At 68.1% G+C, this 24,974-nt stretch carries 19 protein-coding genes; 11 read left to right on the forward strand and 8 right to left on the reverse strand.

Annotation, left to right across the window (positions count from 1 at the left end; translation table 11 throughout):
* Positions 1-27 precede the first annotated feature (27 nt).
* Positions 28-348, reverse strand: coding sequence for an ArsR/SmtB family transcription factor (locus LY40_RS08675; RefSeq protein WP_258936485.1), 321 nt, complete (start codon positions 346-348; stop codon positions 28-30).
* Positions 345-770, reverse strand: coding sequence for an SRPBCC domain-containing protein (locus LY40_RS08680; RefSeq protein WP_258936486.1), 426 nt, complete (start codon positions 768-770; stop codon positions 345-347). Before LY40_RS08680 ends, LY40_RS08675 begins: the two co-directional genes overlap by 4 nt.
* A 98-nt stretch (positions 771-868) precedes the next feature.
* Here LY40_RS08680 and serS point away from each other — a divergent pair, with 98 nt between their 5' ends.
* On the forward strand, positions 869-2,137 hold the full coding sequence (gene serS / locus LY40_RS08685; RefSeq protein WP_258936487.1) for a serine--tRNA ligase: 1,269 nt from the start codon (positions 869-871) through the stop codon (positions 2,135-2,137).
* On the opposite strand, the gene LY40_RS08690 is transcribed toward serS, so the two are convergent.
* Both LY40_RS08690 and lhgD read right to left on the reverse strand, forming a co-directional pair.
* A complete protein-coding gene (locus tag LY40_RS08690) occupies positions 2,099-2,845 on the reverse strand; it encodes a maleate cis-trans isomerase family protein (protein ID WP_258936753.1) in 747 nt (248 codons plus the stop codon). The genes serS and LY40_RS08690 overlap by 39 nt on opposite strands.
* Before the next feature lie 133 nt (positions 2,846-2,978).
* Positions 2,979-4,187 carry an L-2-hydroxyglutarate dehydrogenase gene (gene lhgD, locus LY40_RS08695; RefSeq protein ID WP_258936488.1) on the reverse strand — a complete coding sequence of 403 codons (1,209 nt, stop codon included), beginning with the start codon at positions 4,185-4,187 and terminating at the stop codon, positions 2,979-2,981.
* A gap of 409 nt (positions 4,188-4,596) precedes the next feature.
* On the opposite strand from lhgD, the gene LY40_RS08700 reads away from it, so the two are divergent.
* Positions 4,597-6,273: a DUF8728 domain-containing protein gene (locus LY40_RS08700; protein WP_183780522.1), complete on the forward strand. Its 1,677-nt coding sequence runs from the start codon at positions 4,597-4,599 to the stop codon at positions 6,271-6,273.
* A 25-nt stretch (positions 6,274-6,298) separates the two neighbouring features.
* Here the strand turns inward: LY40_RS08700 and LY40_RS08705 are convergent, their stop codons facing one another.
* Positions 6,299-7,114 carry an HAD family hydrolase gene (locus tag LY40_RS08705; protein WP_183780519.1) on the reverse strand — a complete coding sequence of 272 codons (816 nt, stop codon included), beginning with the start codon at positions 7,112-7,114 and terminating at the stop codon, positions 6,299-6,301.
* Positions 7,115-7,516: 402 nt separating this feature from the next.
* Between LY40_RS08705 and LY40_RS08710 the strand changes: the two genes are divergently transcribed.
* The 6 genes from LY40_RS08710 to LY40_RS08735 all read left to right on the forward strand — a co-directional run bounded on the left by LY40_RS08710 (position 7,517) and on the right by LY40_RS08735 (position 15,401).
* The gene (locus tag LY40_RS08710) at positions 7,517-8,410 is read left to right on the forward strand and encodes an LLM class flavin-dependent oxidoreductase (RefSeq protein ID WP_258936489.1); all 894 of its coding nucleotides are present in this window, start codon (positions 7,517-7,519) and stop codon (positions 8,408-8,410) included.
* Between the two features lie 270 nt (positions 8,411-8,680).
* The gene (glf, locus tag LY40_RS08715; protein ID WP_183780516.1) at positions 8,681-9,910 is read left to right on the forward strand and encodes a UDP-galactopyranose mutase; all 1,230 of its coding nucleotides are present in this window, start codon (positions 8,681-8,683) and stop codon (positions 9,908-9,910) included.
* Positions 9,903-10,523 (forward strand): phosphatase PAP2 family protein, encoded by a 621-nt coding sequence (locus tag LY40_RS08720; protein WP_183780513.1) that lies wholly within the window; start codon positions 9,903-9,905, stop codon positions 10,521-10,523. Before glf ends, LY40_RS08720 begins: the two co-directional genes overlap by 8 nt.
* Positions 10,520-11,479, forward strand: a complete 960-nt coding sequence (locus tag LY40_RS08725) for a decaprenyl-phosphate phosphoribosyltransferase (RefSeq protein ID WP_183780494.1) — start codon at positions 10,520-10,522, stop codon at positions 11,477-11,479. Before LY40_RS08720 ends, LY40_RS08725 begins: the two co-directional genes overlap by 4 nt.
* Positions 11,480-11,605: 126 nt before the next feature.
* Positions 11,606-13,498 (forward strand): arabinofuranosyltransferase, encoded by a 1,893-nt coding sequence (locus tag LY40_RS26370; RefSeq protein ID WP_258936490.1) that lies wholly within the window; start codon positions 11,606-11,608, stop codon positions 13,496-13,498.
* Between the two features lie 589 nt (positions 13,499-14,087).
* Entirely contained in the window at positions 14,088-15,401 is a 1,314-nt protein-coding gene (locus tag LY40_RS08735; RefSeq protein ID WP_258936491.1) for an HNH endonuclease signature motif containing protein, read from the forward strand.
* Here the strand turns inward: LY40_RS08735 and LY40_RS08740 are convergent.
* Positions 15,334-18,162 carry an arabinosyltransferase domain-containing protein gene (locus LY40_RS08740; protein ID WP_258936492.1) on the reverse strand — a complete coding sequence of 943 codons (2,829 nt, stop codon included), beginning with the start codon at positions 18,160-18,162 and terminating at the stop codon, positions 15,334-15,336. The genes LY40_RS08735 and LY40_RS08740 overlap by 68 nt on opposite strands.
* Before the next feature lie 130 nt (positions 18,163-18,292).
* Between LY40_RS08740 and LY40_RS08745 the strand changes: the two genes are divergently transcribed.
* Together LY40_RS08745 and LY40_RS08750 are read left to right on the forward strand one after the other, a co-directional pair.
* Entirely contained in the window at positions 18,293-19,780 is a 1,488-nt protein-coding gene (locus LY40_RS08745; protein WP_258936493.1) for a hypothetical protein, read from the forward strand.
* 88 nt (positions 19,781-19,868) lie between these two features.
* Positions 19,869-22,088, forward strand: a complete 2,220-nt coding sequence (locus LY40_RS08750; RefSeq protein WP_258936494.1) for an ArnT family glycosyltransferase — start codon at positions 19,869-19,871, stop codon at positions 22,086-22,088.
* Positions 22,089-22,185: 97 nt separating this feature from the next.
* Here the strand turns inward: LY40_RS08750 and dprE2 are convergent, their stop codons facing one another.
* A complete protein-coding gene (gene dprE2 / locus LY40_RS08755; RefSeq protein ID WP_183780479.1) occupies positions 22,186-22,941 on the reverse strand; it encodes a decaprenylphospho-beta-D-erythro-pentofuranosid-2-ulose 2-reductase in 756 nt (251 codons plus the stop codon).
* On the reverse strand, positions 22,938-24,335 hold the full coding sequence (dprE1, locus tag LY40_RS08760) for a decaprenylphosphoryl-beta-D-ribose oxidase (protein WP_183780476.1): 1,398 nt from the start codon (positions 24,333-24,335) through the stop codon (positions 22,938-22,940). Before dprE1 ends, dprE2 begins: the two co-directional genes overlap by 4 nt.
* Positions 24,336-24,522: 187 nt before the next feature.
* Between dprE1 and LY40_RS08765 the strand changes: the two genes are divergently transcribed.
* A complete protein-coding gene (locus LY40_RS08765) occupies positions 24,523-24,960 on the forward strand; it encodes a GtrA family protein (RefSeq protein WP_183785095.1) in 438 nt (145 codons plus the stop codon).
* Positions 24,961-24,974 lie beyond the last annotated feature (14 nt).

Here is a 24,974-nt window from a genome sequence, read left to right on the forward strand (position 1 = left end):
GGTCCGGCCCGCGCGTGGGCTGTCGCGTCACTGCTGTTCGGCCGCGCGCTTGATCGTCCGCAGTCGGCGATCCCACCGGTCGGCCAGTGCGGACATCCAACTCGCCGTGGCGGCGAGTGACTCCGAACGGACGGTGTAGCGCACCTCGCGGCCGCTGCGTTCGGGTTCGACGAGGCCGGCCTCGCTCAGTACCCCGAGGTGTTTGACGATCGCCTGCCGCGAGACGGGCAGGTCCGCGGCCAGCACCGACGCGCTCGCCTGCCCGCGAGCGGCGAGCGCGTCGAGCAGTGCGCGCCGCGTGGGGTCGGCGAGCGCACCCAGTACCGCGTCTGTCCCGGGGTCCGTCACGCCGCCGTCGTCGCCGTCGTCAGTCGGTCGAGAACCCAATCCCAGCCTCCGGTGTTGTCCTGGAACGCCTGCCGTCCGTCCTGCTCCGGCAGGGTGGCGAAGCCGCTTTCGGTGACCTGCAGCCGGGTGCGGCCCGCTTCCTCGGTGAGCGTGAACTCGACGAGCGTGGAGTTTCCCGCCCCGGGTTCACGACCGGGATAGGCGCTGGCCCAGCGGTACGAGAGCAGGCTGTGGGGATCGGCGCGCTCGATGACGATCGGGTACTCGTGGTCGTGTTCGTCGCGGGTGACCAGCCTCGCGCCCGGCACGACGGTCAGTGCGCCGCCGCGGGCGTTGACCCAGAAGAATTCGATGAGCTCGGCCCACACGCGCTCGGGCGGGGCGTCGATCAGGATCTCTCGTTCGATCGGGTCCGTGTCCATGGGCTTTCCTTCCGTCGGTTCGTGCAACTTCAGAGTTGCACGAACTGCGCGTTGGCGCAACCAGTCAGTTGCAGGTCGGTGGCGGTTAGGATCCCTGTGTGATCGACCTCAGGATTCTGCGCGAAGACCCGGACCAGGTACGCGCCTCGCAGCGAGCCCGCGGCGAGGACCAGGGCGTCGTCGACCGGCTGCTGTCCCTGGACGCCGAACGCAGGTCCGCGATCGCGACCGCCGACCAGCTGCGCGCCGAACACAAGGCGCTCGGCAAGCAGATCGGCAAGGCCTCCGGTGACGAACGGGAGGCGCTGCTGGCGAAGGGTAAGGAGCTCGCCGCGCAGGTCAAGGAGGCCGAAGTCGAGCAGTCCCGCGCGAGTGACGAGTTCGAGCAGCTCCACCGCACGGTGCCGAACCTGATCATCGACGGCGTCCCCGCGGGTGGCGAGGACGACTTCGAGGTGCTCAAGCACGTCGGCACCCCGCGCGAGTTCGACTTCACCCCGCGCGATCACCTCGACCTCGGCGAGCGTCTCGGCGCGATCGACATGGAGCGGGGTGCCAAGGTCTCGGGCGCCCGCTTCTACTTCCTGACCGGGGTCGGCGCCCAGCTGCAGCTCGCGCTGCTGAACATGGCCGCCGCGCAGGCCGGCGCGACCGGCTTCGAGCTCATGGTGCCGCCGGTTCTCGTGCGCCCGGAGATCATGGGCGGCACCGGGTTCCTCGGCGCCCACGCGGACGAGGTCTACAACCTCGGTGCCGACGACCTGTATCTCGTCGGCACGTCGGAGGTGCCGCTGGCCGGGTACCACGCCGACGAGATCATCGACCTCGGCGCGGGCGCGAAGCGGTACGCGGGCTGGTCCACGTGTTTCCGCCGCGAGGCAGGGTCGTACGGCAAGGACACGCGCGGCATCCTCCGCGTGCACCAGTTCGACAAGATCGAGATGTTCGTCTACTGCAAACCCGACGACGCCGAGGCCGAGCACGAGAAGCTGTTGGCGTTCGAGGAGGACATGCTCGCCAAGATCGAGGTGCCGTACCGCGTGATCGACACCGCGGCCGGCGACCTCGGCACGAGCGCGGCGCGCAAGTACGACTGCGAGGCGTGGGTTCCGACGCAGGAGACGTACCGGGAACTGACGTCGACGTCGAACTGCACGACGTTCCAGGCCCGCAGGCTCGGCGTGCGCTACCGCGACGCAGGCGGCAAGCCGCAGACCGTGGCCACGCTCAACGGCACGCTCGCAACGACTCGGTGGCTCGTGGCGATCCTGGAGAACCACCAGCTCGCCGACGGTTCCGTGCGCGTGCCGGAGGCGATGCGCCCGTTCCTAGGCGGCCGTGAGGTCCTCTCCCCGGTCGGCGAATAGGGAGCCGGGGGCGTCGACGCCGGTGATCCCGGCGTCGCGCATGGCCGCCCACATCGTCACCTGGTTGGCCGTGAGTACGGGCACTTCGAGCTGCGCCTCGAGCGGAGCGATGAGGTCGTAGGTCGGCACGTTGGTGCACGCGATGAACACCGCGTCCGCTCCGCTGGTGTCGACAGCGGACACTGCAGTTCGGACCTCGGCGTACGACGTCTTCCAGATCCCGCCGCTGAGGCCGAGGTCGTACCGGGCGGTCGTGGCGATGCCGAACGCGGCGAGGAAGTCGACGAGCTTGTCGGTGATGGCGTCGACGTACGGCGTGACCAGTGCGACGCGGCGGGCGCCGAGCTCCGTGAGCGCCGCGACCATGGCGCCCGACGTGGTGACGGCGGCGGGCGCACCGGCGTCGAACATCGCGGCGACGATCGCGGCCTCGCCTGCGGCACCGTCGATGAAGCTTCCCGAACTGCACGAGTAGGCCACGGAACTCGGTTCCGGCGCGAGGATGTCGCGGGTGGCGTTGCGGACGCCGCGAGGATCGCTGAGCGCGGTCGCCAGCTCCACCGACACCGGATCCGGCAGGTGGGGCAGGCGCGTGGCGTACAGGTCGACGTGGGCGGGCAGCCAACGCCACAGCTCGCGGTCGAGGGCGAAGTCGAACGGCGCCACGAGGCCGATGCCCGTGGTTGCGGGCTCGACCGGCCGGATCATGCAGTCTTCGGACACAGATTTCACGGTAGGGCCGCACAGGCTGCGGGTGCGTTAAAACGCAGAAAACTTTCCCGCGAGTTTTCGGCTCTCGGCGAACCGGCCGGGAACCGCGGCGCCGGAGTCCGGCGCAGGTTCAGTCCGGGGTGGCGTCGGCGACGTGACGGGCGATTTCGAGGGCGCTCGTGGCCGCAGGGGACGGGGCGTTGAGCACGTGCACCTGACCGGGTGCGCGGTCGATGAGGAAGTCGTCGGCGAGCGAGCCGTCCGGCAGCACCGCCTGTGCGCGCACACCCGCGCCGTGGCGGGTGATGTCGTCAGGCCGGACCGCGGGCACGAGCCCCGCCAGGCTCCGTGCGAACCGTTTCCGGGACAGTGATCGCCGCACCTCGTCGAATCCCACCGGGAACGCGTACCGCCGGGCCAGTCGCCACGCACCCGCGAACCGCGCCACGTCGGCGACGTCGCGCGGTGAGACGTCCCGCCACCGGTAGCCCTCGCGGCGCAGCGCCAGCACCGCGTTGGGTCCGGCGTGGACACTTCCGTCGAGCATCCGCGTGAGGTGCACGCCGAGGAACGGCAGCGACGGATCCGGCACCGGGTAGATCAACCCGCGCACGAGGTGCCGCGCGCCCGGGCTCAGCTCGTAGTACTCGCCGCGGAACGGGACGATCCGAGCCCGCGGGTGCACTCCGGAGAGCTCGGCGACCCGGTCGGCGTGCAGGCCCGCGCAGTTGACGAGCACGTCCGCGCGGAGCGTGTCGGTCACTTCGGCGCCGTCGGTCGCCGTCTCGGTCGCGATGTCGACACCTCCGCCCGTGCGCGGCCGGATCGCCACCGCGCGCGTGCCGAGTCGCAGGTCGGCACCTGCGGCCGTCGACAGCCGTGCGAGCGTTTCGCACACGGCGGGGAAGTCGATGATGCCGGTTGTCTCGACCCGCAGCGCCTCGACGCACGCCACCTCGGGTTCGTACTCGCGTGCCTCCGCAGGGCCGATCAGCCGGGCGGGGACGCCGTTGGCCTCCGCCCGTTCGGCGAGTACGTGCAGCGGCGCGCGTTCGGACGGCTGGGTGGCGACGACGAGCTTTCCGCAAACCTCGGCGGGGACCCCGTGTTCGCGGGCGAACGCGAGGATCGACCGGTTGCCGGCCACCGACATTCGCGCCTTGTGCGAGCCCGGCTTGTAGTACAGACCCGCGTGGACGACGTTCGAGTTGTTGCCCGTCTGATGTGCGGCCCAGCGGTGTTCCTTCTCGATCAGGGTCACCTCGTCGCCGCGTCCGGTCAGCTCGCGCGCAACGGCGAGTCCGAGAATGCCGCCGCCGATCACCACAACCCGTCGCATGGCCGACGACGGTAACGCCTCTCGTGCGGCGATCACGTGTCCGCTCGGAGTCGGGTTCCTCACGCGGTGGCGAGATCACGCCTGGCGAACGCCGCCGTGCCCGCAACGGCCAGAGCCAGCGTGAGCAGCAACATCACCACCGGCGCCGTGAGCGGCGGCACACGGGTGCCTGCGCCCACTGGTGCACGAGCCCATCGCATTGATCGAATACGGGCACGGCACCGACTACCGGAACCGTTCGAGGACCTGGTCGAAGAAACGTTCTCGATGCTCGAGAGTCTCGAGCCGTAGCGTCGGCCGGCGGCGCCGCTCGGCACCCGGCGGGTGCCCGCCGAGTCGGCCGTCCGGTCTCGGTACGTTGTCTGCTCGGCCGGTCGTTCGGCTTCGGCGGGGATGGGGTGGTCGCGCCATGATCGCCACAGGCGTGGTGGTGGCACTGTGGGTGGGTCTCGCGGTGCTGCTCGTCGCGGTGTGGCATCGGCTGAGCGACCATCGCGGCTGGCGCCTCGTCACGCTCGCGGTCACGGTGGTCGCGTCGCTGGCGCACCAGCTCGCCTACGGCACGGTGCCCGACGAGGCCCACGTCGGCTTCCGCTACGCACGCAACATCGCCGACGGCTACGGGCCGGTGTTCAACCCGGGCGAACCCGTCGAGGGCTACACCGACTTCGCGTGGATCGTGCTCCTGGCGCTGGTCCGCGCGATCACGGGTGCCGAGGTCGAACCGGTCGCCGTGACCCTCGGCATCGTCTGCGCACTCGGCTGCGTACTCGTCGCGTACGTGCTCACCGGACGGATCCTGCGCTGGTCCGGCCGGGCACCCGCGTTCGCCGTCGCCGCTGCCGTGGTCACCGCAGCGACCGGCGCGCTCGCCGCCTACGGGCCGTCCGGACTCGCCACGCCGCTGTTCGTGTTGCTCGTGCTGACGCTCGTCTACACGCTGGTCACCGGCCATATCGTGCTGGCGGGCCTCGTCGCCTCGCTCGCGGTGATGACGCGCCTCGACGGCGTGGTCGTCGCCGTGGTCGCGTGCGTGTGGCTGGTGATCGCCGCGGTGCGCGGTCGTATGCCGCGGCCGTCACCCGCCGTGTACGTCGCCGGCGCTGCGGTGCTGCTCGTGCCGTGGGCGGCCTGGCGCATGACCTACTACGGCGACAGCGTCCCCACAGCGGTCGTCGCCCGCCTCGTCCGCGCCAGCGATTCCCTGGTCGGCCGGTTCGAGGCGGGGTGGACCTACGTCACCGACTTCGCGCTCACCTACCAGGCCTTTCTGCTGGTCGCGGCCGTGACGATCGGCCTGCTGAGCTATCGCCGTCGACTGCCCGGAGCGACGTACGCGTGGCTGCTGTTGGCGCTCGCCCTGGCCGAAACCGCGTACGCGATCGCGATCGGCGGCGGGACCCTGCCCGCGTGGGAACTGCTGGCGGCCGTCCCGGTGCTGCTCACCGTCGCCGCGGCGAGCGGATTCGCGTTGGCCGGGACGCCGGCCGACGGGTCGGCACCGGCTGGCGGTCCGAACACGACGTCAGAAGGGGCTGCACCGGGCGGTGCCGGCGCCGGACAGGTGCCGACCGGACGCGGCGTCGCCGTCGTCGCCGTGGTGCTCGCCGGGTTGTCACTGACTCTCGGGATGACCAGGACCCTGCCCGCGATGCAGGAACTGCGAACCGTCGAAGACCAGCTGGACGAGATCGGCGACTGGCTCGGCGAACGCCTCACCGGCGGCACGGTCGTCAGCGCCGTGCCCGCGGGAGCGCTCGCAGCCGCGGCGGGCCCGCAGCTGTACGTCGTCGACCCCAGTGGAACCACCGACGCACACCTGGCACGTAACCCCGGGGACCACGCCTACGTCGTGCGCGACCGCATGCCCGCCGTGGTCGTCGACGCAGCAGGTGGGTACCTGCCGAGCCGGACGTGCCGGATCCGCACCGAGTACGCCGGTCCTTACGAGGTCGTGCCGTTCCGCCGCGCCGGAGGCGAGGCGACAGGGGGCCGGTGGGTGGAGCTGTACCTGCACCGGCCGCAGGCCGATCTGCTGACCGAACGGCTCACCGCCGACCCGCGGTTCACCGCCAAACCCTGCTGATGCGGGCGTGCGGCCGAGCGCGGGGTCAGAACCAGCGTTCGAGGACCTGAGCGACACCGTCCTCGTAGTGCGGCGCCGTGACCTCGTCGGCGACGTCGAGCACGGCCGGGTGTGCGTTCGCCACCGCGACACCGTGTCCCGCCCACCGCAACATCTCGACGTCGTTGGGCATGTCGCCGAACGCGATCGTGGCGTCCGCGTCGAGTCCGTTGCGTCGGGCGACCGCGGCGATCCCGGTGGCCTTCGTGACGCCGTGTGCGGCCAGCTCGATGAGCCCGGCACCGGACGAGAACGTGACGTCGACGTGCGAATCGAGGACCTCGCGCGCGGCCTTCGCCATGGCGTCCGACGTCATCTTGGGGTGGCTGACCAGCAGCTTCACCGCCGCGTGGCCGAGCACTTCGGCGCGGGAGGCCTGCGAGCCCTCGCCGTCGCCCCACGGATTGTGGTAGCCGGACTCGATCACGAAGTTGCGCATGTCATCGTCCACGGCGTGGGTGCCGATCCGCTCCGCGCCGAGCGTGCATCCGGGCAGCGCGTGCTCGAGGGCGTCGGCGACGGTCGCCAGCTGTGCGGGGTCCATCAGCCCGTGGACGTCGACCACGCGGTCGGCGCCGATGTCGTACAGCACGGCGCCGTTGGCGCACACGGCGTATCCGTCGAGGCCCGCCTGTTCGGCGACCTCCGGGATCCACCGCGGCGGACGTCCAGACACGAGCACCACCGGCACGCCCGCAGCGACTGCGCTGTCGACCACGTCGACCGTGCGAGGGCTCAGGTGCGTGGCCGTCGACAGCAGCGTGCCGTCGACATCGGATGCGATGAGGCTCGGTCTCTCCACGATTCCAGTGTTCCAGAGCCCCGTGACAGGTCCGCCGTGTTCCATACGACATCCCCTCGGACGACGCCGGTCGATCGTGCGCACGTAGCGCACTGCCTCGTAGCGCACCGCCCCGTAGCGCGGTGTCCGTACCGCGCGGTGCGCGAGGCACAGCGCGGCGATCGGGGACGACAGAGCGCCGTGGAGTGGACAGGGTAGAGCGCGGCACGGTAGTGCGCTGCCCGGGAACGGCGTGGGGACGACGGAGCGCCGTGGGGACGACGGAACGGCGTGGGGGCGACGGAGCGCCGGCGGGCGGCACTGGGCTGTGCGCGGTGCTGTGCGCGGGGACGACACGCCCGGAACGTCGCCCGGAGTGGGCACCCACGACAGCGAGGCCGTTGGCCGATAGCGTGTGGCGCCGTGCGCGTTGGCATTGTGATCCTTCCCGAGGACCGCTGGTGGGCGGCTGAGCCGAAGTGGCGGGCCGCAGAGGAGTACGGCTTCGACCACGCCTGGACCTACGACCACCTCGGGTGGCGAAACCTGGTCGACGGGCCGTGGTTCGGCGCCGTTCCGACGTTGACCGCCGCCGCGACGGTGACGTCGCACATCCGGCTGGGCACGTTCGTGACCTCGCCGAACTTCCGGCACCCGCTGCCACTGATGCGCGAAGTGATCACGCTCGACGACCTGTCGGACGGCCGGTTCGTCCTCGGTGTCGGCGCGGGAGGCCTCGGCTACGACGCGACCGTGTTCGGTGAGCAGGAGCTCACGGCCGGGCAGCGTGCAGACCGGTTCATCGAGTTCACGACCGTGCTCGACGGTCTGCTGCGGGTCGACGGGTTCGACCACTCCGGCGAGTACTACACGGTGCAGGGCGCGCGGAACCTGCCCGGCGCGGTGCAGCATCCGCGTCCGCCGCTCGTGATCGCCGCCAACGGGCCGCGCACGATCCGCTTCGCCGCCGCGACCGGTGACGCCTGGTTGACCACGGGGCGAAACTCCGACGAACTCGAATCGTGGTGGAAGGGCGTGGCCGAGCTGTCCGCGCGCCTGGACGACGAGCTCGCGGCGGCGGAACGCGACCCGGCGACGCTGGAACGGCACCTCAGCCTCGACGCCGCACCGGTGTACTCGCTGACCAGCAAGGAAGCGTTCGTCGACGCCGCAGGACGAGCCGCCGAGCTGGGGTTCACCGACGTCGTGGCGCACTGGCCGCGTAGCTCCAGCCCGTATCAGGGACGCGAGGTCGTGCTCGAGGAGGTCGCCGACGACGTGCTGCCCGGCCTGCAGGAACGTCCCGCGTCCGAGTGAGCCGCCGGGTTCCCACGACTCGTAGCTCGGCCGGGTGAAAGCACGTGGGGAATGTCGAGCCGGTGGAACCGGAAACGACGACGTTCCGTCGGAACTGACGTACGGCGCTGACCACACACGCATCACACGTGGTCATCCCGGGGGTGTTGGAGCGCGGACCCTCGTGCGGCGGGTAGGCGGCCAGGTGAGAGCCGTAAATGGGAAGTCCCGAACGGGGACGGGGGAGCCTCGCCGCACGAGGGTCGTGGCGCGTCGGTAGCCTTTTGCACCGTGAGCGCGTTTACGGAAACTCCCAGCAACGGAAATGCCGGTTTCGACGGGTATGACCTGGTCGTTGTCGGCTCCGGATTCTTCGGCCTCACAGTGGCCGAACGAGTGGCCAGCCAGCTCGGCAAGCGAGTCCTCGTGCTCGAGCGCAGGCACCACATCGGCGGCAACGCCTACTCCGAACCCGAGCCGGAGACCGGTATCGAGGTGCACACCTACGGCGCCCACCTGTTCCACACGTCCAACAAGCGGGTCTGGGACTACGTCAACCAGTTCACCGACTTCACGGATTACCAACACCGGGTCTTCGCGAAGTATCAGGGACAGGTCTACAGCTTCCCGATGAATCTGGGCTTGATCAACCAGTTCTTCGGAAAGTCCCATTCCCCGGACGAGGCGCGCGAACTCATCGCCGAGCAGGCGAGCGAAATCGAAACCTCCGACGCGCAGAACCTCGAAGAGAAGGCCATTTCCCTGATCGGCCGGCCGCTCTACGAGGCATTCGTGCGCGGGTACACCGCTAAGCAGTGGCAGACCGACCCCAAGGAACTGCCCGCTGGCAACATCGCGCGGCTTCCGGTGCGCTACACGTTCAACAACCGGTACTTCAACGACACCTTCGAGGGCCTGCCTGTCGACGGCTACACCGCTTGGCTCGAGAAGATGGCCGAGCACCCGAACATCGAGGTGCGGCTGAACGTCGACTACTTCGACGTGCGCGACCAGATCCCCGCGGACACGCCGACCGTCTACACCGGGCCGCTCGACCTGTACTTCGGCTACTCGGAGGGGCGCCTCGGCTGGCGCACGCTCGACTTCGAGCAGGAGGTCGTGCCGACGGGCGATTACCAGGGCACGCCGGTGATGAACTACAACGACCAGGAAGTGCCCTACACCCGGATCCACGAGTTCCGGCACTTCCACCCCGAGCGCGAGGACCGATACCCGAAGGACAAGACGGTCATCGTGCGGGAGTACTCGCGCTTCGCCAACGAGGACGACGAGCCGTACTACCCGATCAACACCCCCGACGACCGGGAGAAGCTCGAGCGCTACCGCGAGCTCGCCAAGGCCGAGGCCAACCAGCGCAACGTGCTCTTCGGCGGCCGTCTCGGTACTTACAAGTACCTCGACATGCACATGGCGATCGGGTCGGCGCTGTCGATGTTCGACAACAAGATCGCTCCGCATCTGACCGACGGCGCCCCTCTGGACGGTTCCATCGATGCTTGAGAAGGACCCCGCTCTAGCAGGCACCACCACCGCCGACACCGATCTTGACACCGGCGCCACCGTCGGCGATGCCGACGCCGTCGGTGCGACGCCCGGGTCGCCGGCTGCCGGTGAGGTCGCCGTCCTCGCCGCCGTACAGGACAGGATCGTCAACCCGACGACGGTGAAGATCGCACGCGGCATGTCCCACTTCGGCGAGCACAGTGCCGGGTGGTTCGCGTTGGCGCTGGTGGGCGCGGGGGTCGACAAGCGGCGCCGGAAGGACTGGGTCACCGCGGCAGCGGGGATCGTCGGTGCTCACGCGGCCTCCATCGCCGTCAAGCGGGTGGTGCGTCGTCCGCGGCCCGATCATCCGAGCGTGCGGGTGGGCGTGGGCACGCCCAGCAAGCTCAGTTTCCCGTCGTCGCATGCCACGTCGACCACGGCCGCGGCTGTCCTCTACTCGGGACTCACCGGGCGCAACGTCGTGCCCGCGCTCGTGCCGCCGATGCTCGCGTCGCGGCTCGTGCTCGGCGTCCATTACCCGACCGACGTTCTCGCCGGCGCTGCGCTCGGTGGCGTCGTCGGCGGGTTCGTGCGTCGCAAGCTGAATCGCAACCGGAGCTCACGATGAGTGAGACGACCCGACAGGCCGAGGCAGGCCAGGCGGAGGCGACCGTGTCGAGCGAACAGACCACCGGCCAGGAAGCCGGCGCTTCCGGGAACATCGTCACCGGGCTGCTGAAGACCGCGCGGCCACGGCAGTGGGTCAAGAACGTGCTCGTTCTGGCCGCGCCGTTCACGGCCGGTGAGATCGCCACCGGTGGCGTCCTGCTGGACGCGCTGATTGCCTTCGTCGCGTTCTCCTTCGTCGCATCGGCGGTGTACCTGGTCAACGACGCGATCGACGTCGAGGCGGACCGGGCACACCCGACGAAATGCAAACGGCCCATTGCTGCCGGCATCGTTCCGGTCCCTGCGGCGTACATCGCCTCGGTGGTGTTCTTCGCTGCCGGGTGCGCGCTGAGCCTGCTCGCCTCGTGGCAGCTGCTCGTGGTGTTGGCCGTCTACATGGCCGTGCAGCTGGGTTACTGCTTTGGACTCAAGCACCAGCCGGTCGTGGACCTCGCGATCGTCGGCTCGGGCTTCCTCATGCGCGTGATCGCGGGCGGCGTTGGCACGGGCATCGCGCTGTCGCAGTGGTTCCTGCTGGTGACGGCGTTCGGTTCGCTGTTCATGGTCGCGGGCAAGCGCTACGCCGAGATCAAACTCTACGAGCGTACCGGGGCCAAGATCCGTTCCTCGCTGAAGAAGTACTCGGCGAGCTATCTGCGGTTCGTGTGGGCGACGTCGGCAGCGATCCTGATCATGTCGTACTCGCTGTGGGCGTTCGAACAGCAGCAGGTCGATCCGGGCTCGATCTGGAGCGTCATCTCGCTGGTGCCGTTCGTCGTCGCCGTGCTGCGCTACGCCGTGGATGTCGACAGCGGCAACGCCGGCGAACCCGAGGAGATCGCACTTCACGACCGCGTGCTTCAGATCCTCGGCGGTACGTGGGTGGTCATGCTCATCCTCTGGTACTACCTGTAATTCCGGGCCACCCCGATTTCCGCGACGGATGACGCCACCGTGACGTACCCAGAGCCCGCCGCTTCGAACGCGGACCCCCAGGTTGCCGGTGACGATTCCGGTCGTCGTTGGAGCCACGTACCGCCGGTGCCACTCCCCGGTCTCGGCCGTGCGGCCGCCGAACTCGTGACCGCCATCGTCGGGGCCACGGCGATCAGCCTGTTCCTGCAGTTCGCCGTGAACAGCGCGCCCAACCTGGTTCCCGACACGTACGTTCCCAACGCCCTGTTGTCGTTGATCGGCGCCGGGCTCATCGTGTGTCTCGTCGACGGACTCGCCGTGCGGCGGGTGGTCACAGCGCCGTGGTGGGTCAAGTTCGCGGGTGTTACCGGCGGCCTGGCTACGTTGGCGACGTTGACGCTCGCGCTGCCGTTGCTGTCGACCCGCTACTACCTGGGAGGTACGACCGGGGACAACGAGTTCCGTCTCCGGTACATGGAGCGGATGGCCTCCGGGTGGGGGCTCGCCGACTTCAACTACGAGGGGCTTCCGCCGTTCTACCCGGCGGGCTGGTTCTGGCTCGGTGGGCGCTTCGCCAACCTTTTCGATCTGCAGGGTTGGGAGGCGTACAAGCCGTTCTCCATCACGACGATCGCTGTCGTCGCGACCGTGACGTTCGTGCTGTGGCGGTTCGTGGTGCGTCGGCGGATGGCGGTGCTGGCGAGCCTGGGCACATTGCTGATGGGCCTGTACGTGCCGGGCGTCGGCGAACCGTACGCGTGGCCGACCACGGCATGGCTGCTCCCGGTATTGGTCCTGACGTGGAACGCGCTGCGAAACCGGGAGAAACCGCGTTGGCCACTCGTACTGACCGGGATCTATCTGGGTGTGTGCGCGATGACGTACACCCTGCACCTGGCGTTCGGCGCGATGTTGGTAGTTCTGCTCGCGATCATCGCGGGTGTGTTGCGAGTGCGGGCGGGCGCGTCTCGCGGCGAGGTCGTCCGGGGTCTGGTCGTCCGAGTAGCGCTCGTGGCCGTCGTGTCGGTCGCTCTGATGCTCGTCGTGTGGGCGCCCTACCTGTTCGGCGGAGGCTTGGGGGCTGAGAACGTCGCTGCGCGCTATCTCCCGGAGACGAGTGCGTACTTCCCCATGCCGTTCAAACCCAATGGCCCGATTGGCCTGTTGTGCTTGGCAGGGCTGGCATGGTCGGTCGTGCGGGTGCGTGCTCATCGGGTCGCTCTCGTTGCGTTGGTGACGGCCGGTGCGGTCTATCTGTGGTACGTGCTCTCCACATTGGTATTGGCGTTCGACACGACGTTGCTGGCGTTCAGGTTCAACGTGACGCTGAACGTCACGCTGGCAGTTGCGGGTGTGTTCGCGACGACGGACATGCTGGGCTGGGGTCTGCGCCGGTGGCATGAATGGCGAACCCAGATCACGGCCGCCGTCGCCGTCGTGGCGATCGCTTTGAGCGTGGGGGTTCTGCAGGACAGTCTTCGAGGCCCGATGAGCGATGGCTTCGAATCCGCGCTCTCGGATTACTACCCGAACGGCAGGACCCCCGAGAGTCGACACCACATTCCCGGCGAGGAAGAAGACGAGGGAATCTGGAGCGGCAAGTTGCTGGCCGCAGTCGACGAACTCGGTACGGGCACTGCGGAACGCGAGACGGTTCTCTCGGAACAACATCACATGCTTGTGTTCCGGCCGTTCTGGTTGTTCCACGACCATCGGCCGCACTACACGAATCCCTTGTCGCGGCACGACGAACGTGCGGCAGAGATCGACACGTGGGCTGCGTCCGGCAGCCCGCAGGAGCTGTACCGGCGGATGCATGACGGCCCGTTCGGTGCGCCGACCATGGTCGTGCTCAAGAAGGGCGAGGACGACAACTACTTCTATACCGTCAAATACGACACCTTCCCGAGGAAGACGGCTGCTCTCGGCCGCAAGGTCACGTTCGAACCGTCGCTGTTCGAGTCATCGCGGTTCGAGAAGCGCGATGTCGGCCCGTACGTGGTGATCGCCGTACGTTGATCGCCTGGTGCGGGTCCGCGCCCGGTGGTCTTTCCTTCTTGGGGTGACCGGGTAGGCGAACCAACATCGGTCTGCGGATCTTCATGAGACCGGAGGCGAGCTGCTTCGACGACCGAAAGTCGGACGGCTGCCGAGCGGCACTGAGGTGGGTTACGCTGGGGCCGCCAGTGCCGGCGGCCTTGCCTGCGTTGGAGCACCGCTCCATCCGCTGCGAGGGTTGTCGGCCCGAGTCGGTTCTCAGTGCTTCCATGGTCACTCCTGTTCGTGGCGATTGATCTGCACTGCTGTTGGTGGGTCAGCCGTTGCCGGGTCACGCCGTGGACGAGCGGCGTTCGGGTCTTTGTCAGCAGGTCGCCGACATGTCCGGTGCCCGCTGTGGTTCGGTTCTGTCGGTGGCGCGTTGTATACGTGGTCGATCAGCCCGGCGAGCCGGCCTACGAGGCTCGAGTTGCCGAACTCGGCCCCGCTCGCGATTCAACCGGTGTCAGTCTTGCTTGGCCATAGCACGATCGTGTGTATCGAACTTATGTTTGACATATTTCCGGATATCTGAGTACTGTCGCAAACAGCTTTGAACGAAGGGGGACGCATGAATCTCGACAGTGTTGTTCGCGCACGAAGACGGATCGCGCAAGTTCAAGCCGAGTACGTACGCGAGCTCGCGGCCGTCGCCGCCGATTCGGGGGTTGGTGACGGTGAACAGGTCACGGCTGAGTTGGCCGTTGCCGTAGCAGAGTCCGAGCACGTTGTGCGTCGGGAACTCGCATGGGCGCGGCAACTCGCCACACGGTTGCCATATACGTTGCGAGCACTGTCCGGTGGTGACATTGATTTGCCGAAGGCCACGAAGGTCGTCGATCAGACCACCGTGCTGGACGGAGATTCGGCCGGCAGGGTCGACGAGATGATTGCCGGCAAACTCGAAGGTCGTGACGCCGGTTCAATCAGACGCATCGCGTACCGGGCAGTACACAAAGTTGACCCGGATGGCGCAGCCGTACGGGCGGCTCGACGACGTGAGGACCGGAAGGTCCAGATCCTCCACCGCGAGGACGCGATGGCTACCGTTACTGCAAGTCTGCCCGCAGAGGTGGCATCGGCGACGTATGCAAGTCTCGATCGGATGGCCAGGTCGGCGCGGAACCGTGGCGACCCGCGGACCATGGATCAGCTGCGCGCCGACACGCTCGCCGAGTGTGTGATCGGGCGTTCGGGCGATCATGCCGGATCCGGTAGGGCGGAGATCTACGTGCACATCGACCTGCCGACACTGATGGGGCTAGCCGACAATCCCGCAGAGCTTGCAGGGCACGGCCCGATACCGGCGCCCGTTGCTCGCCAGATCGCCGAGGACCCCACGTCCACGTGGCGGAGGGTTGTGACCGATCCTCTCACCGGAACGCCGCTCGACGTCGGGCGGAAGCGATATCGGCCGAGCAAGGCGGTGGCGGACTACGTGAAGGTGCGTGACCGGGAATGCCGTTTTCCCGGTTGTCATCGGCCGGCTGAGTATGTCGATCTGGACCACGTCACTCCGCACGGCTGTGACGGGCCGACGTGCGCGGCGAATCTCATCGGGTTGTGCCGACACCACCACGTCGTCAAACACACGGCTGGTTGGCAGTTCGAGCTCGAGCCTGACGGCACCCTTCACATCACGACACCGCGCGGGGCGCGGCATACCAGTCGCCCTCCCGTAGAGCTGTGCGACGGCGTTTCGAGTGGAGAACGTCGTCATGCCGTGCTCGACGGGAACGGCCCGAACGGCGGCGTCGGTGGCCGACGTGCACGGAAGCGCAGGCGGCGCGCGAGCCGATGCCGTTCTGAACAGGGTTCTAGCGCGGCGTTCGGAGCATCCGGAGGCTCCGGTTCGAAGCAGGGTAGTCGAGCCGGAACACACTGATCGGTTCGGAAAGCTTGTCACCGCGGAGGTATGTCGGTACGGCCGTCTCCGTCGCCAATTGCATCAGTGGTGCGTACGGCCCACCTTGGCTTGCCATATAGGACACGCTGCCGATGTCGCGGATTGATGGGCCGGATGCGAAACGATAGCGAACCGGATCGACGGTCCCGTCGGCCACGGAGGGCGGGCGTCGGCACGGCATCGTGAATGCGCCCACCCAGTCCAGGATGACGGGTTCCGATGCGGGCACGAGTTCAGTCGAAGGAACGGTTTTTGGTAGACGTGGCACGCCTGCTGCGATCCAGCCGTTGGCCGAACGTTCGTCGACCAGTTTCAGTCGCACCATCGCGGCGGTTGGCGGGTCGAAACGTTCCTCAGTCCAAATCGGAGTGAGAGGAACTTCCTGGGAGGACAGGATTCGTCCGGCCTCGTCGGCGAACTCCACGGTTGCCGAGACGGCACCAGCGCCGCGAGCGGGTACCACCACCGGAGGTGCAGCGGGGCCCTCGCTTCCTGTGGGTAGATGATACCAGGGCGTCGTGACCTTACCCCGTCGGCCACCGCTGTGCCATACGGGCGCTTCCGCGCTCCCGTACGGTTCGAGTAGGCCGTTTCGTGGAAAGAAGCCGTTCGTGGTGAATCCGTCCACATCGGCGGAACCGGAAGTGGGCAGCATGCCTGCGGCCACATCCGGTTCGACCTCGAGCCATCTTTCGATGCCGCATGGTGCGCCCGCCAGTGCGGCCACGTTCGCGGCACCCGTGGTGTAAGTCTCCGAACGCGGAACCAGGGCATACGCCATCGTGCCGACCTCGACGATCACCACACCGAAAGCAACGACAGGGACGAACAAAGCCGGCGTTCGGAGCCATCGCCATGCTCCCGCGAGCCCGGCCACCGCCACCACGATCCCGGCTGTCAACGCCAGGTCTGCGGCATCGATTCCTGCTACTCCTGGTGGCACCTCCGACCATTTCACGTTCAGCCCACCGAGAAACCACCACCGCAACGGAGCGTCGATGCCCACCCACACGGCCACCGCCAACGCGACGCACATCAGCGACAACTGCCAGCTGCGCCGCAACGCGCCTCGCGCGATCGCGTGCACCACCACGGCGACCAGCAGCGTCGCCACGCCTGCGAGAGCACCGAAATGATGGGTGTACTTCGTCGGAGTCAGTGCGAGCGCCGCGAAATACAGCAGCGATGCGATCAGGAGCCGTCGGGTCGGTGCCTTCGCCAGTTTCGGCGTACGTCTCAGCACGAGCAGCACCGCCAGGACGGCCATGGCGAACCACAACAGCAGTACCGGGAGCCGTCGGTTCAATCCTCCCTGCAGCGGATCGAACAGCCACTCGTAGCGTCGTCCTTCGCCGGTGATGCCGTAACTCGGGCCGATCTCGGTGCGCACCTCAATGGCATGCAGGACCGTGTCGAGCGGCTGGCCGTAGAACATCAGCAGCAATACCGACGTACCTGCGCCGAGCAGGACAGCGATTGCCTGCGGACCGTGCGCGCGCAACGTCGGCCAAGCCGCTGGCAGTGCTACGAGCAGCTGCAGGAAAACGGCGATGCCGGTCGGTGTGAGGGCGGTTGTCGCGCCTGCGGCGATGACGGCACATGCGAGGAGCGACAGCCGGCGGGTCGTCACGCCCCGTTCCACGAGAGCCAACGTGGCCAGCGAACCGAGCATGACCCAGGGCTCCGGCCGCAGGCCGATGCCGAACTGGATGGTCCAGAGCAGGAAAACCGCTGCCGCGGCCCAGTGCGCCAACACCGGTCGTCCCTTGGCGAACCGTGGGAGCAGGACACGATCGATCAGGAGCCACGACACGAGGCACACCAACAGCGATGGCAGGCGCAGCCACAACGTGGTCGTGCTGATCTCCACCCATGGCCGGTACAGCTCGTAGAACCAGCTGAACGGCGCTTCCGGGGCGTTGAACCAGCGCATGTAGTTGCCTACGAAGCCGGTATCGGCCGACGACAAGATCATCGTCACGATGTAGCCGTCGTCGACAGTGGCGGCGCCGATGACAGCCCACACGACGAGCGTTGCCGCAACGATGCCGTCCGCCGGTCGAGGACGCGCCCACCCCGGTGGCAGCAGCCTCGGGCGGCACGGCTCCCGTTTCCGGAGCGCGAGCAGCATCGCGACGAGCGACGTCACCGAGACGACGCCGGCCGCGATCTTCACGGCGCTCGGGTCCGAGACGTATCGCGTATCCGGGGTGACACTCACTTGCAGCTCGGCTGCCTCCGAGACATCGGTGAACAGGCCGTTGACTGCGGGTCGTTCCGTCGTGCGTCCCTGTTCGCGTCCGTCGGCGAACGCCGTGGTTCCCGATGCATCCGAGACGATTCGCCACCGACAGGTGTCGGTAATGGGCGCGGTCGCCAGCTGTGTCTGCCCGAGGGTGGCCGTGATCCGCCCGTCCGATACCCGCACTGAAAGGCCGTTCGGTGAGGCCTGGTCGCCACCGGGCCCTGTCGTCGACAGGAGAGTGCCGCTACCGAGGGCGAGCGCGTCGGCGCAGGAGAGGGTGACGTCCATCTGCTGCGGGCTGTACGGCAGCAGGGGGAGTGTCGTGTCTTCGGGGGTGTCGGACGGCCACTCGTACGTGGTCGTGACCTGGTCCACGGGCGCCAGAACGAAGACGACCGATGCGAGCGCGGACAGCAGTCCGAGCACCGTCGCGGAGAGACGACGTGCGAAACCCCTCGGGACGGTTCGGCGGGGTGCCGTCGCGGATGCGGTCACAACCCGGCACTGTAAAGAGTCATGTCACTCCGCGGAGTAACGCCCATGACCTGCAAACATGGGACTTGGTTACGGCGAACAGTGGAAGTAAGTCATGGCAGGTCGCAGGCGCACAGCGATGATCGTCGGGATGTCCGCGGTTGGCGGGCTGCTGGTCTTCCTGTTCACGAGGGCGAGTCTGACCGACGACGCGTACATCACGCTCACCTATGCCAGGAACCTCGCTGAACACGGCACATGGGGCATCATCCCGGGCGTCGTGAGCAACTCGGCCACGTCGCCGTTGAACGTCATCCTGTTGGCGCTCGGTACCGCGATCACCGGGCTGTTCGGAGATGCGCAGCCGATCGTGGCGCTCGGACTTGTCACGGTGGGCGCGACGGCGGCGCTCGGGTGGGCGTGGGCACGGTTGGCGGCCCAGTTGCGGTTCCCGGCGCCGGTGGCTCTCCTGGGGGTGGCCGTTGTCGTGGTCAATCCATTCGTGCTGTCGGCGATCGGCCTCGAGGTACTGCTGATCCCGGCGGCGTTGGCGGGCCTCGCGGCAGCCACGGTCGAGCGGCGTGCGGTGTGGTTCGGTGTCTTCGCGGGGCTGGCGGTGCTCGTGCGGCTCGACCTGGCCGTGTTCGTGGTCGTCATGTTCGCGGTCGCGACAGCTCGCGCGGTCGGGCGCCGCTGGTGGCAGGCGTTCGTGGCGATGGTCGCGGTTGCGCTGCCCTGGCATGTGCTGAGTTGGGTGGCGTTCGGCTCGGCCGTGCCCGACACGTTGGTGATCAAACAGTCGCAGGACGGCCTGTTCGACCCGTGGACGTACACCACCGGCATCGGCATGTACCTCGAAGGTGTGGGCGTCCCTGTCCTGCTGGCCGTTGTGCCGGCGGGCCTGGGCGTGGTCGCGCTGCTCGCTGCGGTGATCGTCCGGCTCGTGGCGGCCGACCGCCCCGCACTGGGAGTGGTCGCCGGACTCGGTGCTGGGGGAGTGGCGTACTACGGCGCCTACGTGCTGCTCGGCGTCGGGCCGTACCACTGGTACTACGTGGCGCCGTTGACGGCGTTGGCGATGTGCGGCGTCCTCGCGCTCGGCGCCTGGTGGGGTCATCGGCGTGGAGAACCGGACGGTGACCGTGGCGTCGATGGTCGGCCGCGACCGGTCATCGCGCTCGGACTGCTGAGCGCGGTCGCCGGGCTCGTCGTCGCCACCGCGATGGTCGAGGTGCAGCGGGGTGTGCCGTGGCGCTCGCCGGTGATATTCGGCAACTGGGCGAGCGCCCAGGACTACGCCCGCGTCGGTACCGAACTGGGCCGTCGGGTGGGAACCGCCGCGGTTCGGTCACCGGGTGAGATCGGCACACTCGCGTACTTCTGCGAATGCCGAATCGTCGACGCGTTCTCCGACCGCGGCCGTGTCGCAGAACTGCTCGAGGAGCGGTTGTCCGCATCCGGCCCGGTGGGGTCGGCCCTGCTCGAAGTCAACTACCTGTGGTTCGACCGTGACCGCGAACCGCTCTCGCCGGTGTATCGACTGCTGTACGACTCCGGACCGGGCGACGGTCCGGACACCTGGACCGTCCATTCGGACGCGACCGGCATCGGCCACTTCACGCTGGTCCGCATCCGTTGACGCAGACGTTTCGTTTTCGCGCATACCCGGTAGCTTGTTCCTGGCCGAACGGGTAGGAGCGATGACGACACACGAGGCGGACGCATCCATGACCGCGCAGAGTGACGGCGGCCCGACCAGTGACGGCCCGGACTCCGGGGCCGCTGGTTCGACGGACGGGGTCTCCCCGGATACGGCGGCCTCGTCCGACAGGGCGACCTCGTCGGACACGACGGCGTCGGGCGCAGCGGGACGACTCCGGCATGTGCTGTCGGGGCGGGATCCGATCGCCTGGCTGCTCGGTGCCGCTGCGGCGCTCGTCGCGGTCGTGTTCGTCGTCGTCGACATGGTGTGGAACCAGGGCACGTTCATCGCACCGCTCGACGACGTCTACATCCACCTGCAGTACGGCAAGCAGCTCGGCAGTGGTGAGCTGTTCCGATTCAACCCCGGCGACCCGATCAGCACGGGGGCCAGCAGCATCCTGTACTCGTTCGTGCTGGCCGTCGGCTGGTTGCTCGGGTTCAGCGGCAACGGCCTGCTGGGCTACGCCGTAGCGACGGGAATCGTCTGCACCGCGTTCGCGACGGGCCTGACGTACCACTTGGGCCGGTTGCTCGTGGGTCGTGTGGTCGGAATCTGGTCAGGAGTGCTGACGGCGGTGTCGGGCCCGCTGATGTGGGGCGCGGCGAGCGGCATGGAGGTCGGCCTCACCGCCCTGCTCGCCGTCGGGACGGTGTACCTGTTCGTGCGGGAATGCCCCAACGGCCGGTTCCGCTGGACGCCTGTCTTGGGCGTGCTGCTCGCGCTGGTGCGGCCGGAAGGCATGGTGCTGGCGATCGCGTTGATCGGCGCGATGCTGTGGACGACGCTGGGAGGCAGGCGCGCAGGGCACACGCGGCGTCCGCGCGCGGCATCGTGGGCCTTGCTGCCGTTGCTCGCCCCGGTCGGCCAGTACCTGTTCTACTGGATCGCCACCGGCACGTTCTCCGCCAACGGCGTGCAGTCCAAGTCGCTGATGTCGGACCGGCCCACGTTCTACATCGGGGACTTCGTCCAGCGCGCCACGGAGAACCTGCGGGGTGCCGTCGGCTTCTTCAACGGCCTGTCCGGGCAGAACTACGCCTTCCCCGGCATGCTGATCGTCTTCGTGCTCGGTTTGGCGTATCTGCTGGTCAAGCACCGCCGGTGGCGGTCGTTGGCGATCGCCCTGGCCGTGGCGTTCGCCGGCATCGTGCTGTCGGTGTCGACGTTGTCGACGGCGCTGATTCACGAACTGCGGTACTTCCAGCCGTTCCTGCCGCTGTACATCGTCGTCACGGTCATCGGCCTGTACGCCGTGTCGCGGCTCGTTGCGCGCGGCCGGTTCCGCCAAGCGGCGCTGCACCTACTGCCGGCCGTCGCGTTGCTGTTCTCGCTGATGGCGTTGCCGCAGTGGGCGTGGCGGTTCGGCTGGGAGGCGGCGACGATCCGGGACACGAACGTCTCGGTCGCCGCGTGGCTGCGTGGCAACCTGCCGCCGGACGCCGTCGTCGGTGTCAAGGACGTCGGCGCGGTGGCGTACTACAGCGAGCGCAAGGTCGTCGACACGATCGGTCTGACCACGAACGGGTTCGCCGAGGCCAGCAACCACGGCCCGGGCGCGCTGTACGAGAAGCTGCGCGCCATGCCCGAGGGCGAGCGGCCCGACTACTTCGCCGTGTACGAGCAGTGGCCCGGCGCGGCGATGCACTCGTTCGTCGACACCGGCGTGTTCGAACCGCAGCCGGAAATGACGTTCGAACTGAACGTGCCGCGCGACAGCACAGGGTGGAGCATCGTCCCGTTCGACGAGCTGACGGTACGCAAGGCCAACTGGAGCCTCGCCGGCACGGGTGACGCCGCGCCGGTTCCCGGGGATGTACGCGACCACGTGGATGTCGGTTCGCTCGACTCCGAAACCGGCCACGGTTACACACCGCAGATGGAACAGCCCGGGGTGCAGCCCTACACGGACCTGCGCCGGCAGGACGGTGTCATCGACAGCAGCCGGTACATCCTGGGTGGTGAGACGTTCCGCGTCGGCAACCTGAAGCCCGGTCAGGACGCGAAACTGACCAGCAGGGTGATGGTCAACGGTGTCGAACAGTTCGTGCGCGTGCGCGTCGACGGGCGCGAGGTCGGCGTCTGGGACCTCGGTCCGAACCGCGACGCCTGGCGCACGCGCTCGTTCGACATCCCCGGCGAATTCGTGACGTCGAAGGACGCCGAGGTCACCCTCGAACCGGTCCGGCCGCTGCTCAGCCCGTACCCGGAGTACACCAGCTACGGCTACTGGGTCACGCAGTAGCCGCCGCACTCGAAACGGAATCGCCGCGCACGAAACAGCGGCTCCGCCACCGCGGTCGGGTGGCGGAGCCGCTGTCGTCAGCGTCGCGATCGGGTCGTCAGATGGGCAGCTTGCGGAAGATGGGGCGCGGCACGTGCCGCAGTGCCGACATCACCCAGCGGAACGTGCCGGGTGCCCACACGAGGTCCTTGCCGCGGCGTGCGGCGTCGACGGCGATGTCGGCCACCGACTCGGCGGTCTGCTCCAGCGGGGCCTTGTCCATGCCTTCGGTCATCTTCGTCCGCACCTGGCCGGGGCGCACGACCGTGACCCGGACGCCGTACGGCGCGAGTGCCTCGCCGAGGCCGAGGTAGAAGCCGTCGAAGCCGGCCTTCGTGGAACCGTAGACGAAGTTCGACCTGCGTACGCGCTCGCCCGCGACCGACGACAGGGCGATCACCGAGCCGTGGCCCTGCTGCTTGAGCCGTTCGGCCAGCGCCACGCCCACCGACACGGGTGCCGTGTAGTTCACGGTCGCCATTTCGACAGCCTGCGCGTGGTCCTGCCACGCCTCTTCGGCGTCGCCGAGCAGGCCGAACGCCACGACGGTCACGTCGATGTCGCCGCCCGAGAACGCCTTGTCGATCACCAGCGGGTGCGAATCGGTGTCGGTGGCGTCGAAGTCGACCGTTTCCACCTCGGCGCCGGCGGTGCGCAGGCGCTGGGCGGCCTCGTCGAGGCGCGGTGACTGCCGGGCCGCCAGCACGACCCGCAGCGGGCGCTGGGCGAGGTACTTCTCGGCGATCGCCAGCGCGATGTCCGAGGTGCCGCCGAGCAGCAGCAGCGACTGGGGGTTGCCCACCGCGTCGATCACAGTTCCAGCCTCCTGGCCATGTCGGAGATGAAGATGCCGTAGGGGTCGACGGAGTGGCGGATCTTCTTCCACTCGTCGATGCGCGGGTACATGCGGTGGAACGTCTCCGCGGTCGTGCGCGAGTCCTTCGCCGTGTACAGGCGTCCGCCGAGCTCGAGGACCATCGCGTCGAGCTCGTTGCAGAGCTGCGCGAGGCCGGGCTTGATGGGGAAGTCGAGGCAGACCATCCAGCCCGGGTGCGGGAACGACAGCGGCGCCGGATTGCTCTCGCCCATGCGCTTGAACACGTTCAGCGCCGAGTAGTGCCCGGAATGGGCGACCCTCTCTACGATCCGCCGCAGGCCGTCGTTCGCGCCGAGCGGCGTGCTGAACTGGTACTGGAGGAAGCCGTTGCTGCCGTAGCCGCGGTTCCACTCTCCGACCAGGTCGAGCATGTGGTAGAAGGCCGTGATGTTCTGGATCGCGCCGCGGCCCTGCTTCGGGGTGGAGCGGTAGTAGAACTCGCCGATCGCGCTCAGCGACAGCTTGTTCATCAGCCCGTTCGGGAAGACGTCCGGCACGGTCAACAGCTGCGGCGCCGAGAACTTCAACGGTTCGCTGCGCAGCTTCGGCGGAAGGTCGTCCAGCTTGGCCAGCGATCCGCGGGCGAACGCGCCCCGGCCGAGTTTGCGGCCCTTCGAGATGGTGTCGAACCAGACCGACGAGTAGGTGTAGTTCTCGTCGGAACCGTCGCTGATCAGCTCGAGCGTGCCGTCGAGGTCGTCGGTGCGGTCGTTGTCGACGATGAAGTACGCCGTCTCCGTCCGCGTCATCCTGATCCGGGCCCGCACGATGATGCCGGTCAGGCCGATGCCGGCGACGGTGGCCCAGAACAGGTCGGACTCCGGGCCGTCCGGGCTCAGGGTGCGCACGCGGCCGTCGGCCGTCACCAGGTCGAGCGATACGACGTGGTTGCCGAAGCTGCCCGCGCTGTGGTGGTTCTTGCCGTGGATGTCGTTGGCGATCGCGCCGCCGATCGTCACCTGGCGCGTGCCGGGCAGGACCGGCACCCACAGGCCGTACGGCAGGGCGGCCTTCATCAGCGAGTCGAGGCTGACGCCCGCGTCGACGTCGACGATCGCCTCGTCCGGGTCGATCGAGTGAATGCGGTCGAGCGCGGTCATGTCGACGACGAGGCCGCCGGCGTTCTGCGCCGGGTCGCCGTAGGACCGGCCGAGGCCACGCGCGATGACGCCGCGTTCGCCCGCCTGCGCGACCGCGCGCGCGATCATTTCGACGTCCGGGGTGGCGAGCACGTTCGCCGTGGTCGGGGCCGTCCTGCCCCACCCGGCCAGGGTGCGCCGCTCGATGTGCCGTTCGGGAGTGGGTGTGCTCACTCGAGTCAGGGTAACCATCTCGAGATATGGCCTGTCTCCGGTGCCACAATGTCCGATCCCTACACTCGATAAGCACGGACCCGGAATCGACGCGGCGCCTTCGGGAGCAGTCGGCCGGAAAAACGCAGGTCGGAACCGGGTTCGCGGGAACACGACACGCAGAACACGCACGGTCGGCAGAACATAAGGTGCAGCGGTGACAACGATGGAATCTCCTGCCGGCGAGGCGGCGAGGCCCGCATCGCCCGGTCTGGTGGCACAGATCGCCCGGTTCGTTCTCATCGGTGGGTTCTGCGCACTGGTCGACTCCGGCCTGTACTGGTTGTTGCTGCAGGCCGGTACGTGGGTGCATTTGGCGAAGGCGCTCAGTTTCATCGCCGGCACCACCACCGCCTATTTCCTTAACCGTCGCTTCACATTTACGGCAGCCCAAAAGGGTGGTGCCGGGCAGATCGGCGGGTTCGCGGCGCTTTACACGACGACGTTCTTCGTCAACGTCGGAACGAACGCTCTGATGCTCGCGATGTTGTCCGACGACTTCCGGTGGCGGGTCGCGGCTGCGTGGGTCATCGCGCAGGGAACGGCCACCGTGATCAATTTCGTGATGTTGAAATGGGTTGTGTTCCGGGAATCACGTGGGTGATGAAGCCTGGTGCG

It is taken from the genome of Prauserella salsuginis, assembly GCF_024648885.1.
Lineage (GTDB): Bacteria > Actinomycetota > Actinomycetes > Mycobacteriales > Pseudonocardiaceae > Prauserella > Prauserella salsuginis.